Genomic DNA, 14,609 nt, shown 5'->3' with positions numbered 1-14,609 from the left:
GCGGATCTCCCGGGTGTGGTGGTCAGCGATCGTGGTGGGTCCGCCAGGCGACGTAGTCGGCGACTGCGGTGGTGAGGTCGAAGGCCGGGTTGAACCCGGTGTCGGCGCGGAGCCGGGAGATGTCGAGGTAGGGATCGCGCCCCGGGCCGGTCCGGCGTCCGTCGACCACGTCGAGCCGCGCGTGCGGAACGGCCGCGCGTACGGCGTCGACGAGCTGCCCATTGGTGAAGGGCTGTCCGCTCGAGACGTTGTAGACGTCGTGGGCGAGGGTGTCGGCGGTGATGAGCATGGCGATCGCGCGTCCGGCGTCCGGCGCGTAGCAGAAGTCCCCGCCGTCGTGGGCGTGCACGGCTGCGGGGCGTTCGCCACGCAGCACGGCGCTGATGTAGGGCGGAATGGCGTTGAAGGGTGTCGCCGGGTCCATGAGCGGTCCCCAGGTGCTGCCGATGCGGAGCACGACCGCCTCGGTTCCGGTGCCCTGTAGAGCGTTCGTGGTGAGTGGTTCGACCGCCTTCTTGAACGCGATGATCGGGTGTGGTGCCGGTGCTGTGGGGAGGGCCAGGTCTTCGTACCAGCGGACTTCACTACGCCCGAGGTAGGAGCCGAGGCTGCCGGCGACGGCGAAACGCCGTACGCGCCAGGCGCGCGCGGCGTCGAGCATGGTGAGCAGGCCGGCGGTGTCGGCACGGAAGTACGCCACCCGGTCCTCGCCGGGGATGCTGCCGGCCAGGTGGACGATGTCGGTGATCCGGTACCGGTCGCCGAGAGCCGACACCGCGGCGGGGTCGGTGACGTCGAGTCGTTCGACGACGACGTCATCAGGCAGGAACGCCGGGCGTTCGGTCCGCCGGTGGGCGGTCGTGACAACGGCGTGGCCGAGGTCCGTCAGGGCGCGGGCGGTCTGGGCGCCGATCATGCCGAGGCCGCCGGTCACGAGGATCACCGGACCACCTCGTAGTGCAGGTGGGTCACGGCCGGTGCGGCGACGGCCTCGATCGGGCGAAGCTCGATCGGCGCGGACAGGGTCTGGAAGTATGGCCGGCCGGCGCCCAGCAACACCGGCCGCTGGTGCAGGATCAGTTCGTCGACCAGACCCGCGGCCAGCGCGGCGGTCGTCACCCCGCCGCCCATGAGAGCCACGTCCTTGTCGCCGGCCAGGCGGCGGGCCGTCTCGACGGCCTCGGCGATGCCGCTGGTCACCAGAGTCTGACGGGGATGCTCGGCGGGCAGCGGCCGGTGGCTGAGCACCACGAGCGGCGCGTCGGGGTGCGGGGTGCCGCCGGTGTCCCAGCCGGAGTCGTCGTAGGTGTTGCGCCCGGCCAGGCTCGCGCCCACCCGTGCCGCGGCCGCGTCGAAGACGCGGGCGCTGGGGGCGCTGAGCCGGAACCCGTCGAGCACCGCGCTCGGGGTGTCACCGTCGAAGTACCAGTCGAACAGCATGCCACCGTCGCCGAGTCCGCGTCGGGGGCCCGGGTCGCGGCCGGTGATGTACCCGTCGACCGAGACCGACAGTGCTGCGAGAACCTTGCTCATGGATCGCCTTTCGGTGGTTGTCGGACACCTCAGAGGGACTGCGGGAAGCCGAACACGTGCTGTGGGTCGTAGGACTGTTTGACGGCGGCCAGTCGGGCGTGGTTGGTACCCCAGTAGGCGTCCGCCGGCCGGTCGAGCAGGGGGTCGGGGAAGTTGGGGTAGACGCGGTGCGACGAGTGCGGGTGGGCGAGCGCCCACGACGCGTCGACCCAGGGGTCGCCACGATGGCCGACGTGCTCCAGCAGGTACCGTTCGCGCCGGTGCACGAATGCGGTGTCCGCCGGGTCGACACGGTTGTAGGCGCCGCCCATCGGGGTGAACGTGAGTCGCCTGTGGTGCCCGGTGTCCCCCGAGGTCAGCAGCGCGATCAGGTCGGTGACGGCACCGGGCGGCATGGGCCGTGCGAAGTACTCCGACCGCAGGCGGCCGTCACCGACGTCCTGACGGGGATCGGCCAACGCCGACTTGGCGAGGGTGAAGGGCACGGGGTCGGCCACGGACAGCCGGGCGGCGGCACCCGAGTCACGGGCAAGGTCGCGGAGCCACGCGCTGGCGCGGGCGACGTTGACCGCGACTCCCGACACGACCACGCGGACGCCTCGACCCGGTTCGCCGGTGAGTTCGAGGGCCGTCGAGATGTCGTCCGGCGCGTCCGGCGCCGCCGCCTGCCACGATGCGACGACCCGGGCCGGATCGCCGTCGGGGCAGGCGAGGACGACCCGGGCGGTCAACGGCTCGGTGACGGTGGCGAGGCGCAGGGAGGTGACGACGCCGAACTGCCCACCGCCGGCCCCGCGCAACGCCCAGAACAGGTCGGGCTCACGGTGTTCGTCGCAGTCGACCACACTGCCGTCGGCGAGGACGACTGTCGCTGCCACCAGCCGGTCGCAGGTCAGGCCGTGACGCCGTCCGAGCAGCCCGATGCCGCCGCCGAGGACGAGTCCCGCGACACCGACCGTCGCGCCGCACCCCGCGGGTAGCGTCCGTCCACGGGAGTGCAGCGCGCCGTAGAGCTGACCGAGGCGTACCCCGGCGCCGACCGTCACGGTCCCGTCGTCGGACAGGTCGACACCCTGCAACCCGGACACGTCGATCAGCACTCCGTCGGTGGACGACCGGCGGGCGAAGCAGTGTCCTCCGCCGCGCACCGCGAGGGCGATGCCGGTGTCACGCGCGTACCCGAGAGCTGCGGCGACGTCACGCGCCGACCGGCACCGCAGTACGACGAGCGGCCGCCGTTCCGCGCCGGCAGGGCCGACCGGTTGACGCGCACTGTCGTATCCGGCCTGGCCGCGGGTGAGCACCTCCCCGTCGAAGTCCCCGGGCAGGCGGAGTGGATACCGGTCGATCACGGGGCGACGTTATCGAGCGTCGTGCTGGCCGGTCTTGAACGAATCGTGCACCGTCACCGGGGTACCTGTGGACGGCGGCCCACGAGAAACGGCGCGTACGAGGCGGTGTGGTCGTGACCGCACGAGCACCTGTCGACATCCGCGCCGAGCAGCCCGCCCGGGGTCAGCCCGGTGAGACGGCGTACCTCCCGACTCAGGTGGGCCTGGTCCGCGTACCCCACGTCGACCGCGAGTCCGGCCATCCCGTCGGCCCCACGCCGTCCCGTCGCGGTCGCGCCCGCCTGCGCCAACGCGAGGAAGCCCTGGAACCGCAGCGTCCGTTGCAACGACTTCGGCCCTGTTCCCACCGCTCCCAGGCAGCGACGCCGGAACTGGCTCGCCGACAGTCCGAGGTGGTCGGCGACCGCGCCGACGTCGCGCGGCGTCCAGGGCATCAGCAACCGCACCGCCGCGCGGACGAGCGGATCCGGAGCGGCGGTCCGTACGCGGCGCAGCAGGAAGTCCTGCAGGACACGCAGCGCCGCCCTCGGCGTGGCCGCGCGGGCGATCGCCTCACCCAGGCGGTCCACCCACCGGTGGCCGAGCTCGTCGAGCGGGACCCGCTGGTCGCGCAGGTCCCCGACGCCACCGGGTATCAACAGGGGCGCCCCGGGGTGGAACCGGACGCCCAGCAGGGTCGTCGCTGCGGGGATCACCTCGACCCGGGGACCCGTCAACGGGCCGAGCAGCCGGGGCGGTCCACCGATCGGCCAGTGCAGCTCCGCGCCACCGGTGGGCAGGTGCCGCTGCACGTAGGGCACCGTCCCGGTGGTCTGCACCCACACGGTCCGAACGTGGTCGACCAGCCCCGGCGCCGGGGGAAGCTCAACGTAGGACGCGGTCGTACGCGCCTCCGGGTTCACGCGCGCAGCCCGTGCCGGGCGGTGTACCAGAAGAACCAGGACAGGAGGCCGGCGAGCATGACGACGTACTGCACGTTGGTGAGCGTCGCGACCGCGTCGAGGTCGACCACCATGGCGATCGCGACGCGGACCAGCGCGTCCAGCATCAGCACGACGCCGACCACCACACTCACCAGGCGCAGTCGGCGCCGGAAGACGGGATCGTCGGTCCAGCGCTGCTGCCACGCCGCGGCGCCGGCATCACCGACCTTTGCCGTGGCGATGACCGTGCCGAGGTGGAGCATGAACGGCCGCTTCATGGTCAGCGACAGCAGCACCCACGCGCCGAGCAGGCCGGTGAGCCAGCCGTCCTTGACGTACAGCAGCCGCGCGTCCCCGGTCACCACGCTCAGCGCGCCCCCCGCCAGGAACAGGCTGACGACGACGAGACCCGCGACGTCGATCCGGCGGCTGCGGGCGGCGACCAGGGCGGCGTTCGCCGCGGGAACCGCCCCCGCGGCGAGGGTGGCGGCCAGCACGCCAGCGCCCAGGGCGCGGAGCGCGTAGTAGACGAGCAGGGGCAGGATCACGTCGACGACGATTCGTCCGACCAGAGCGCGGCGTGCGCCCTGTCCCGGACGCCCGGCGGCCGTCGGCGTAGGCTGGGCGTCGTTCCGGACCGGCCTCACGGCAGCACCTCGCCGGGGTCTCCCGGGGCCGGGTCCGCCGCGATCGCGCGGTCGAAGAGTCCGCACAACTCCTCCGCGTAGGCGACCAGGTCCATGCCCTCGCCGCGGGCGAACCGCTCGACCGCCGCATCGACGGCCGCACGGACCGTCGCCGCCATGACGACCGGGTCGAACCGGCGCAGTTCGCCGGACTCCTGGCCGGTGACGAAGAGTTGCGCCAGCAGCAGCACTGGTACGTCCTCGCGAACATCCGCATCCGCCGCGTCCCTGGGCAGGTTGCGGACTATCTCGACGGCCGCGCGGGCGTACGCCGGTCGTTCGCCGAGGAAACGGAGATTCGAGCGCAGGTACGCGGCGAGCTTGCCGCGCGCCGACGACTCGGCCTCGATCGCCGGGACCATGAACTGCTGCGCCCGCTCACCGATGTGGCGCATCGCCGCGGCGACCAACTCCTGCTTGGTGTCGTAGTGGTACGTGATGAGCCGCGTGCTGCTGAGTCGCGCCGTCACGACGATCCGCGCGAACGTGGCCCCCGCGTAGCCGTGCTCGGCCAGCAACTCGACGAACGCCTCGAGAATCCGCGTCTTCCGATCAACCTCCGGTGTTATCTGCACGGATAAAATAGCAGCAGAAGGCCGGCTTCCCGTCAAGGGCGTAGGGGTCGGCGCGGCGCGTGCCAACAACTGTCAGAGCCTCCCCGGCGACGTCGCAGGGGAGGCTCTGACCAGTGCGCGGCTATCTCAGTGGCGCGGGTCCTCCTGCACCTTCAGCGCGTTCAGGATCGGATCGCCCTCGCCCTTCTCCCGGGTGAACCGGATCGTCAGATCGCCACCGGTGTGCTCGACCGTGACCGTGTTCGCGTCGACGGTCAACGCGCCCACCTTCGCCTGTACGTCGTGGTCGTAGAGCACGACCTTGCCGTCGGCGAGCACGTCGAAGGCACGCTTGCCGGCCTTGACCTTCTCGAGCTCGGCGAAGTCGAGGCCGATCCGGTACGTCCCGGCGGGGGCGTTCTTGAACACGTAGCTGAACGTCTCGCCGGTCCGCTGGGTGCGGAACAGCGCGTCGTCAGTCGTACCGGCGATGTCGGCCTTGGTGGTGTGCGCCTTGCCGCCGACGTAACCCCAGGCCCGCGAGCCGAGTGCCTGGTCGGGCGCCCAGAAGAAGCCTGAGGCGTCGACGTACCCGGACCCGCCCGCGTCGACGCCCTTGACGTAGGCGGACGTCGCCAGGCGGACCGGCGTGAGCTGGCTCTCGCCCTTGCCGGCGTTGGACGCCACGAGCACGTCCCCGACGAGCACGCCGGGCTTGAGTCCGGCGTTGTCGCCCGTCACCGTGACCGTGGTGGACGTGCCCGCGGCGAGCGTGACCGGGCCGGTCGCGGCCGGGCCCGTGAGGGTCAGCCACGGCAGGTCGGCGGCCTCGTGCCCACCGTCGCTGGTGCGCTGCTGCTCGCTGACCCGCACCTCGAGCGGGGCGGAACCGGTGTTGGTGACGGTCACCTCGGCCGTCGCCTTCCGGCCCTTGTCGAGCAGCCAGTCGATGTCCTGGCCGGTGACGGTCGCGATGCCCGTGGTCAGCGCCGTGTCGACCACCTCGGCCTGGTCCTTCCTTTCGATGGTCACGTCGTGGCTGGTGGTGACGTAGTTCGGCGCCTCCACCTGCACCGTGTTCCCGCCGATCAGCGCCTGGGCCTTCCACCGGCCCTTGGCGTCGGTGGTGATGACCCGCTCACCGCCCGGCCCCTTGAGCGTGACGATCGCTCCGTCGATCGGCTTGTTGTCGTTCTTGTCGGTGACCGTGCCCTCGATCGTGCCGGCGACCGGGAGGGTGTACTCCAGGCCCAGGCCGGCCTTCAGGACGGGCTGGTTGAAGGAGAACTGGCTCGCGGGGTTGCGGTTCAAGCTCTCCACGCCGACCGTCGCCGACGAGCCCTTGGTGAGGGGGTTGTCGCCGCCGACGCCGTCGCCGTAGCCGATCTGGATCCGTCCGTCCGCGACCAGGGTGACCGAGAAGCTCACCCGAGCGGTCTGGTCGCTGTAGAAGGTGACGTTGCGCCACTCGACGACCTGCGCCGGCACCCCGTCCACCTCGGTCGTGCCGAGGTAGATGCCCGCCTCGTCGTCGACGACGAGATCGTCCCAGAAGGGATAGATCGCGTCGACCGGCGTGCCCGCCGACGGCAGCTCCGTGTTGGTGGACCACACGGCGGCGCGGTCGAAGGACAGCGAGCCGTTCGTCGTGACGCACACACCGTCCCAGGCCGTGTCGTAGAACGGCTGGAGGTAGTCGGCGTCGAAGTACAGCGGCCCGCACAGCTCGTCGCCCAGCCACCCGGACTCCTGGGTGCCCTGGCGGTAGAGCCCCTCGGTCACCTTCATCGAGTACGCGCGACCGGCGGGGGCCACCGGTACCGGACCCGGGTCCGGCTGCTCGGGCTCGGGGTCCGGCTCCACCGCGTCCGCCCGCGGGTCGAGCGTCACCCGCAGCGCGGCGATGCTCGGGGCCTTCAGCCCCTTCGAGCCCCGCAGCTCGACGGTCAGCGGACCGCCCTCGTGCTGCACCACGGCCTTACGCCAGTCGGCGGCGTTCAGCCCCACGGCCGCAGCCGGGTCGTACGCGTAGTCCGTCAGCGTCCCGTCCACGAGGACGTCGAACACCCGCTTGCCCTTCGGCGCCTTGTCGATCTCGGCGAAGCCGAAGTCGATCGCGTAGGTGCCCTTGGGCGCGTCCGGGAAGCGGTAGGACAACTGCCGCTCCGCCGTGCTGCGCTGGGACTGGAACAGAAGGTCGTCCGTCGTGCCGGCGATCCCGGCCTTCGTGGAGGTGACCTTTGTCTTACCCTCGTAGCCCCAGGCCTTCTTGGTGGCCGGCTGGTCGGCGGACCAGGTGTAGCCGGTGCCGTCGGTGAACGCCGCACCGCCGCCGTTCACACCGACCTGGTACTTCGTGGTGGTGAGCGTCACCGGCACGTAGCTCTTGGACTGGCGTCCGGAGTCGGACCGGACCACGATGTTCGCGCCCTGGACGCCGGGCTTGGCGCCCTTCGAGGACATCGAGACCTTGACGGTCGTCGACTGGCCCGGGGCGAGGGTGCCGCCGGTCGAGGAGAGCGACAGCCACGGCAGGTCGGTGATCAGATCGTCCTCGACGTCGACGAGGACGACGTCGTCGGCGACCTGGTCGACCGCCCACAGCGCGCCGGACGAGTCGGTCTCGAGGCCGCCGCCCTGGTTCGTCTTCTTGCCGGGGAACCACCACGCGTTCACCAGCGAACAGTCGTCGGGGTCGACCTGTAGCAGGCGGGTGGGCCGGTTCGAGGTGAGATCGGTGTACCAGATGGTGTCCGACGCCTGGTTGTAGGCCAGGCCGATGATCTCGGGCAGCGGCGGGGTGCAGTAGGACAGCAGCGCGCCCGGGTTGTCGTGCGACGTACCGGCCACGGTTCCGATCTTGCCGTTCCGACGGCCACCGACGTAGAAGACGTCCTTGGCCGGGTTGTAGGCGAGACCGGTCAGCTGCGAGGTGACGAAGTCGCCCTTGATCTGCCTCGTCTCCTTGCCGGTGTCCCGGTTGAAGCAGTGGATGAAGCTGGCCGGGCTGTCCTCCATCTGGCACATGTCACCGGTCTTGGTGTCCAGCGCCATGTCGAAGGCCCGGTAGTCGGGGTTCCACGCCGCGTCGAAGACCTTGCCGGTCTTCTTGCCGGTCACCGTGTAGGCGGTGTTGGTCCGCGCCTCGTAGTCGTGGACCCAGACGTCGCCGTCGTAGCCGACGCCGGTGGGCACCTTCTCCCCGACCTTGCCGGGGATGGGGATCCGGGTGATGACGTCGCCGCCGGAGGTCGCGCCGACCTTGGCGGCCGCCTGCGCCTCCGCGGTGCTCGACGTGGCCGTCGCGCCATCGGCGTTCGACGGCTGCATGCCGCCGCTCACGCCGGCCTTCCAACCGGCGAGGTCGATCGTGCTGGCCGCACCCGTGCCGGTGCGCGCGGCGGGGCCGACGGCGTCGAGCTCGGGGTGCCGCGCGGCCTCGCCCAGAGTGTACGTGAGCGGGGCGGAGCCGGTGTTGGTGAGCGTCAGCGAACCCACACCGTTCTGGTCGGTACCCAGCAACGTCTCGAGGCCGTCGGCCTTCAGGCCGGCGACACCCGTGCTCAACCGGGCGTCGACCTTCGCCTGCGCGTAGAGCTTGTCCAGCGAGAAGGGGTACGCCTGAGTCGGGTAGTTCGGCGCCTCGACGGTCATGGTGTAGTGACCGACCGGGAGCTGGCGGTGCACGATGCCCGTCCCGTTGGTCGTGACGGTCTCCACGAGTCCGTCCTTGGTGCTGAAGGAGACCTTGGCGCCGGCCACCGGTAGCCCGTCGTTCTGGTCCACGACGGTCGCGTCGAGGTACCCGAAGTCCGGCAGGTCGTAGGTGACGATCAGGCCGTCGCGCAGCACCGGGGCGTGGTCGGAGAACCGGATGCCGTCGACGCCGGCCCAGCCCTGGATGCCGGTGACGCCGGTCGCGCCGGCGGTCACCGGGTCGTCCGATCCGACGCCGTCGCCGTACCCGAAGATGATCGTGCCCGAGCGGGTGAACGTGGCCGAGAAGTTGACCGGTTCGGTGTACTCCGAGCGAATGGGGTAGGCCCAGAGCTTGGTCCTGCGGTACTCGACGACGAACGCGTCCTCACCATTGACCTTCGTGGCGGCCGTGAAGACACCGCCGCCCGGGGCGAACTCGACGGGGCTCTCCAGGTAGAACGGGAAGGCGCCCGCGCCGCCGTAGCCGGGGCCGGTGCTGCCGTCCGGGGCGATGATGCCGCGCAGGCCGACGCCGAGGGTGTCGTGGCTGCCGTTGTAGAGCGCGATCGGGAACGGCAGCTGCACCGTCGCCCACACACCGCTGCCGAACGTGACCGGCTCGGTGCCGCGCAGGTACTCGCCCTCGGTGACGGCGCAGCTGTAGCCGCCCTTGTCGACGACGAGCCCGACCGGGATCTCCGGTGAGTCGTTCTGCGCGCCCACGGTCAGCGGGAGCGTCGTGGGCGAGAAGCAGGCGTTGGGCGTGACGGTCAGCTTGTACGTGCCCTCGGGGACGGCGGCGATGGTGAACGCCCCGGTGGCGTCCGTGCGCACCGGCTTCAGCGGCGTGTCCCGGACCGTCACGTCGGCGTTCGCCACGGGCCGCTTCTTGTCGTCGACGACCCGGCCGCTGATGTCGTGCTTCGCGGCGGCGGTGAGCGGCAGCGTGACGGAGCTGTTCTGACCCTGGGCGATCGTGACGGTGGCGGTCGCGGTCAGGTAGCCGAAGACCTTGGTGCTGAGCTGGTAGTCACCCACCGGCAGGTTGGTGGTGAACCTACCGTCCTTGTCGGTGCCGATCGACCGGCTGAACGGCCCGCTGATCGTCACGTCGGCGGCGGGGACCGGGGCGCCGTTGGCGGTGACGACACCGGTGAGGGTGCCGCCCTTGCGGGGCGCGAGCTCCAGCAGGCGGACCAGGTCGAGCCGGCCCTCGCCGTACTTGTTGTTGACCTCGGCGGTGCCACCGCACTCGGTGTCGTCGACGTCGGTGGCCGACTCGGCGAGCAGGCGACGGGTCTCGTCGACCTGCCCGATCAGGGTCGGGTCGTAGCTCCAGAGCGCCGCCACGGCACCGGCGACGTGCGGTGCCGCCATCGACGTACCGGCCATGTCGACGTAGCTGTTGTTCGGGTAGGACGAGCGGACGTTGACACCCGGCGCGGAGATCTCGGGCTTGATCCGACCGTCCTCACCCTCGCCCTTGCGGGAGAACGACGCGAGCGTGCCGTCCTCGGCGTACGCGCCCACCGAGTAGGCGCTCGCCGCGGATCCCGGCGAGGAAACCGTGTCACAGGCCGCGTACGGCGTGGTGTTTCCTGACGACCAGGTGCTGAAGATGCCCGCGGCGGTCCAGGCCTCGTCGATGGCCTGGAAGAAGTCGTCGAAGTCGTGCTCGACGGTCTGGCCCCACGAGTTGTTGACCACGTGCGGGCGCTTGGACGGGTCGGGGTTGTTCCCCTGGAGGTCGGTCGGGGCGAGCAGCCACCAGCCGGAGCGCAGCAGCGACTCCACGCCGGTGCTGTCGCAGCAGCCGTTCGTCGCGATCCACTGCGCGTCCGGGGCGACGCCGACGTGGTCGGTGCCGTCGACGCCGACCATGGTGCCCATGGTGTGCGTGCCGTGTCCGTTGTCGTCGCACGGCGCGATCGCGCACGAGCCCCGGGTGGCCATCCAGTTGTAGTTGTGGTCGACGGTGCCGTCCGGCTTCGCGCCACGGTACTGGCGCGACAGGGCGGGGTGGTCGAACTGGACGCCCGAGTCGAGGTTGGAAACGGTGATACCCGCGCCGGTCGCGCCCATGGCCCACGCCTGTGGGGCGTGGATGGCCTCGAGACCCCAGGTGACGGTGTCGTCCGCGCCGGCCTTCGGGGCGGCGGGTCGGGCGTTCTGGTCGGCGGGGAGCTTCTTCTCCACCGGCTGGACCAGGGCGACCTGCGGCGTCGCGTGGATCTCGGCGACCTGCACCCGGGCGGCCACGTCGAGGGCGAGCTTCTCGGTGCCGCCCTTGACGAGTACGGCGTTGGCGATCGGGTAGGGGGTGTACTTCACCTTGGCCCGGTCGAGGTCGGTGGAGACGGAGGCCAGGGACTTCTTCGACGCGGCGGTCAAGGCGTCGTAGACGAACTGACCACGGGCCGTCCAGTCGGCGATCTTCTTCGCCGGTCCGAGGTCGGCCTTGCTGTCGAACGTGATCCAGAAGTCGGCGGCGGGCTGGGTGCGGAAGCGGTCCTTCAGGGACGGCGCGATCTTCCTGGTCGCCGCGCCGGCATCCGGCTCGGCGGCGGACGCCGGTATCGGCTGGAGCATGCTCAGGCCGACCGCTGCGGCAAGTGTCGCCGCGAGGGCTGTGAGTCTCATGGGGGTCCTTCGCCTACAGGGGTTGGTAGGGGTCGTGGCTCGCGTGGTCGACGGCGGCGTCGGCGTCGGGTACGTCGGAGGCGTCGCGCGCGGTGACGCGCGATTCGCCGAGCCGCTCGGCTGGCGGCTGGTGCTCGATGGCGGAGTCGTCGGGCACGACGGATCGCTCAGACATTCATCGCCCATGGGCTATGGATCATGAACTCATGCTCGGTGAGCGGCGTGACCGTAGCTATCCGGCGGATACGTCAAAATTCACGATGCGTTGTCGAGAGATTCGTCCTCGGCGAACACACCGGCCTCCACCGCCTTGACCGCGAGCGCGGTCCGGCTGCTCACCTTCAGCTTGCGCATGGCGGCGCGGAGCTGCTGGTCCACCGTGGCCGGAGACTTGGCCAGGATCCGGCTGATCTCCCGGTTCGTCTTGCCCGCGACGACCAGTTGGACCACGTCCAGCTCGCGGGGTGAGAGCTGGTCCCCGTACCCGCGTCGGCCGCCGCGCCACAGGCGCGGGACTTCTGCCCCGTGTTCGCGGAGCCGTTGCGCGACCCGGTCCGCGTCGCCGCGGGCGCCGAGCCGGAACAGCTGCTCGTACTGTGCCGCCAGCAGGTCACCGCCCTGATCGGTCCGGCCCTGCGCGATGATCGCCTCGGCTTGGCGCTCGCGGGCGCGCATCGCGTCGTAGGGGCGCGGCATCGCGCTCCAGGCACGCGCCGCCCGGTCGAACGCCGTCGCCGCGCGGGCGTGGTCGCCGGTCGCGGCGAGCAGCAGGGCACGGCACACGGTGAGCGCGGCACGCGGTGCGGGCGCCGTACGGCCCCGCAGTCCTCTGGCGAACTGGTCGGCCAGGCGGGTCGCGGCCGTCAGGTCACCGGCGGCGAGGTGCGCCTCGATCCGGGCGGGGACGAGGTCCGTCGCCCAGACCCAGACGCCCTTTCGTCGAACGGTCTCCATCGGCTCGTCCGTGACCCGCAGCGCCCGGCCGCTGTTGCCGTCCGCCAGCCACAGCCTGGCCAGCGCTGCGGCGGCCTCCATCGTGTCGTCGGCCGCGCCGAGCCGGGCGGACTCCTCGAGGACCAGCCGGAACTGCTCCTCGGCGGCTCGCCGCCGTCCGGCTGCGGCCGCCAGGCGGGCCGCGAGGCGGATGCTGCCCAGGTAGTGTGCCGGCCGGTCCCGGTCGGCGTCGGCGAGTGCCGCGCTCGCCTCGGCGAGGCCGTCCCACCGACCGGTGAGCCACGCCAGGTTGGCCTGTTCGAGTCGGACGTTGTGCTGCAACCGGGACGCCTGCTCGACCTCGGCGAGGCGCATGGCCACGTCGAGGTGTTCCTCCGCGTCGGCGTACCGACCCCAGATCAGTGCGCCGGTGCCGACATTCGTGTGGATGCGGGCCACGTCGAGACGCTCTGCCGAGGTCGAGCCACCGACGGGCAGGTCGGCGACGACCTCCCAGGCCTCCTCCTCGCCCAGCATCAGTAGCGCCGCGGCCCGGTTCCCGGCCAGGTTCAGCCTCTCGGCGGGGGAGTCGATCTGGGCGGTGAGGTCGGCGGCGCGATCGAGCCATCGCCGGTGGGTGGCCGCCGGCCACGGTCCCGCGTAGGCCCAGCCGAGGTAGGTCATCGCCCGGGCCGCCTCGACCGGGTCGTGGTCGAGGTTGGCGACCGCCTGCTCCAGCTCCCGGAGGGCGGCCTGCGCCTCACCCCCGGTGATGAGGAGCCGACCCAGGGGGTTGCGGATCTCGGCCTGCTGCCGGGCGGAGAGGCCGGGGGTCTCCAGCACCGAACGCAGGGTACGGATCACCCGGTGGTAGACCTGGTCGACCTTCTCCCGGCGGCCCAGGGCGGCGACTCCGGCGGTACGGGCGACCCGCGCCCGGTCCACCGGCGGCAGCACGGCCCACGACAGCAGGTCGACCAGCAGGTCGACCGCCTTCGTGTGGTCGCCCGAGGCCATCGCCAACTCGGCGCCCTGCTCGGCGTACCGCGCCCAGGACGGGGTCTCGCCGGCCTCGCGGAAGTGGTGGGCGAGGCGTGCCACGGGCGGCGGGTGGAGGTGCTCCAGGGCGCGGCCGGCCAGCAGGTGGACGTGTCTGCGGTCGGTCAGCGGGATCGACTCGTAGACCGCTGTCGCGGCCAGGACGTGCCGGAAGCGCCACCGGCCGCGGTCGTCTCCGTCCAGGACACCGGCGCTGGCCGCCTCGGCGATGGCCGCCCGACACGCGGTCGGCGACAGTCCCGCGGTCAGCGCGATCGTCGCCGCGGAGGAGCGTTCCGCCAACGTCGCCGCGGCGCGCAACGCCTGCTGCGCCGTGGGTGACAGGCGACTCACCCGCTCCCGGGTGGAGTCGCGCACCGTCGGCGGCACCTGTAGCTCGCGCAGCTTCAGCCGGACCCACTGGCCGTCGCGAAAGACGAGGTCGGCCCGATCGCACATGAGACGGACCGACTCTTCCAGCGCCAGCGGGACGCCGCCGGTCCGTTCGTGCATGAACGTCGTGAACTCCTGCGAGATCGGATTGCCGTCCAGCATGGAGGAGACCAGCGCCGCCGTGTCGTCGGGTCGCATGGGCGCGAGGGCGATCCTGAGCTGGGTCACGCCGGCGGGCAGGCGGGACGTCAGCCGCAGCAACAGCGATCCGTCGCCGACCTCCTCGGGCCGATAGGAGATGACCAGGCTCGGCCCGTCCGCGTGCTGTCGGGAGATGACGAACAGCAGGAACTCCAGCGTCACCTCGTCGGCCCAGTGCGCGTCCTCCAGGACGAGGACGTCGACCCGCAGCGCGCGCAGCAGCTCGTCCAGGGCGCGGAACAGCCGATGCCGCGCCGCCTTCGCGTCGTCCAGGGGCGGCAGCGCGGGCGGCAGGCTCGCCGACCATTCGGGGAACAGGGGCCGTAGCGCGCCCGCGAGCGCGGTGAGCCGCAGCCGCGACACCGGATGGTCGATCCCACGGAAGGCGTCGACGATTGGCCCCAACGTGAGCGACTCACGCAGCGGTGGGCACACCGACACCAGGGCGGTGTGCCGGGCCGGCACGGTCTGCCATTCGCGCAGCAGCCGGCTCTTGCCGATCCCCGCCTCGCCCTCCACCAGCACGATCGCCGGGGGTCGGGCCAGGGCGCCCCGCAGTGCCGCCAGTTCCCGGTCACGGCCCACGAAGCGCGGGGTGGAGACGGCTGGTGCGGTCCCGTCGTCCTCGTTTGCGGGGTCGAGCATGCGTGATGATCT

Annotated in this window: 9 protein-coding genes; all 9 read right to left on the bottom strand. The window is 71.6% G+C overall.

Going from position 1 to position 14,609, the window contains the following annotated elements:
• Positions 1–22: 22 nt before the first annotated feature.
• The 9 genes from ACN269_RS07810 to ACN269_RS07770 all read right to left on the bottom strand — a co-directional run bounded on the left by ACN269_RS07810 (position 23) and on the right by ACN269_RS07770 (position 14,597).
• Positions 23–943, bottom strand: coding sequence for an NAD-dependent epimerase/dehydratase family protein (locus tag ACN269_RS07810; RefSeq protein ID WP_421471787.1), 921 nt, complete (start codon positions 941–943; stop codon positions 23–25).
• Complete coding sequence (locus ACN269_RS07805) at positions 940–1,533, bottom strand: dihydrofolate reductase family protein (protein ID WP_421471786.1); 594 nt, start codon at positions 1,531–1,533, stop codon at positions 940–942. The genes ACN269_RS07810 and ACN269_RS07805 overlap by 4 nt, the downstream gene beginning before the upstream one ends.
• A gap of 29 nt (positions 1,534–1,562) precedes the next feature.
• Positions 1,563–2,885, bottom strand: coding sequence for an FAD-binding oxidoreductase (locus ACN269_RS07800; protein ID WP_421471785.1), 1,323 nt, complete (start codon positions 2,883–2,885; stop codon positions 1,563–1,565).
• Positions 2,886–2,938: 53 nt separating this feature from the next.
• Entirely contained in the window at positions 2,939–3,787 is an 849-nt protein-coding gene (locus ACN269_RS07795; protein WP_421471784.1) for a helix-turn-helix domain-containing protein, read from the bottom strand.
• Positions 3,784–4,455 (bottom strand): VC0807 family protein, encoded by a 672-nt coding sequence (locus tag ACN269_RS07790; RefSeq protein ID WP_421471783.1) that lies wholly within the window; start codon positions 4,453–4,455, stop codon positions 3,784–3,786. Before ACN269_RS07790 ends, ACN269_RS07795 begins: the two co-directional genes overlap by 4 nt.
• On the bottom strand, positions 4,452–5,069 hold the full coding sequence (locus tag ACN269_RS07785; protein ID WP_421471782.1) for a TetR/AcrR family transcriptional regulator: 618 nt from the start codon (positions 5,067–5,069) through the stop codon (positions 4,452–4,454). Before ACN269_RS07785 ends, ACN269_RS07790 begins: the two co-directional genes overlap by 4 nt.
• A 126-nt stretch (positions 5,070–5,195) precedes the next feature.
• On the bottom strand, positions 5,196–11,387 hold the full coding sequence (locus ACN269_RS07780; protein ID WP_421471781.1) for a S8 family serine peptidase: 6,192 nt from the start codon (positions 11,385–11,387) through the stop codon (positions 5,196–5,198).
• Between the two features lie 13 nt (positions 11,388–11,400).
• Complete coding sequence (locus tag ACN269_RS07775; RefSeq protein ID WP_421471780.1) at positions 11,401–11,562, bottom strand: hypothetical protein; 162 nt, start codon at positions 11,560–11,562, stop codon at positions 11,401–11,403.
• A gap of 80 nt (positions 11,563–11,642) precedes the next feature.
• Positions 11,643–14,597 (bottom strand): helix-turn-helix transcriptional regulator, encoded by a 2,955-nt coding sequence (locus tag ACN269_RS07770; RefSeq protein ID WP_421471779.1) that lies wholly within the window; start codon positions 14,595–14,597, stop codon positions 11,643–11,645.
• Positions 14,598–14,609 lie beyond the last annotated feature (12 nt).

The sequence above is a fragment of the Micromonospora sp. WMMD736 genome, assembly GCF_049179015.1.
In the GTDB taxonomy this organism is placed as follows: domain Bacteria; phylum Actinomycetota; class Actinomycetes; order Mycobacteriales; family Micromonosporaceae; genus Micromonospora.
The sequence above is the reverse complement of the archived record's forward strand: the minus strand, read 5'-3'. Positions and strand labels throughout refer to the sequence as shown.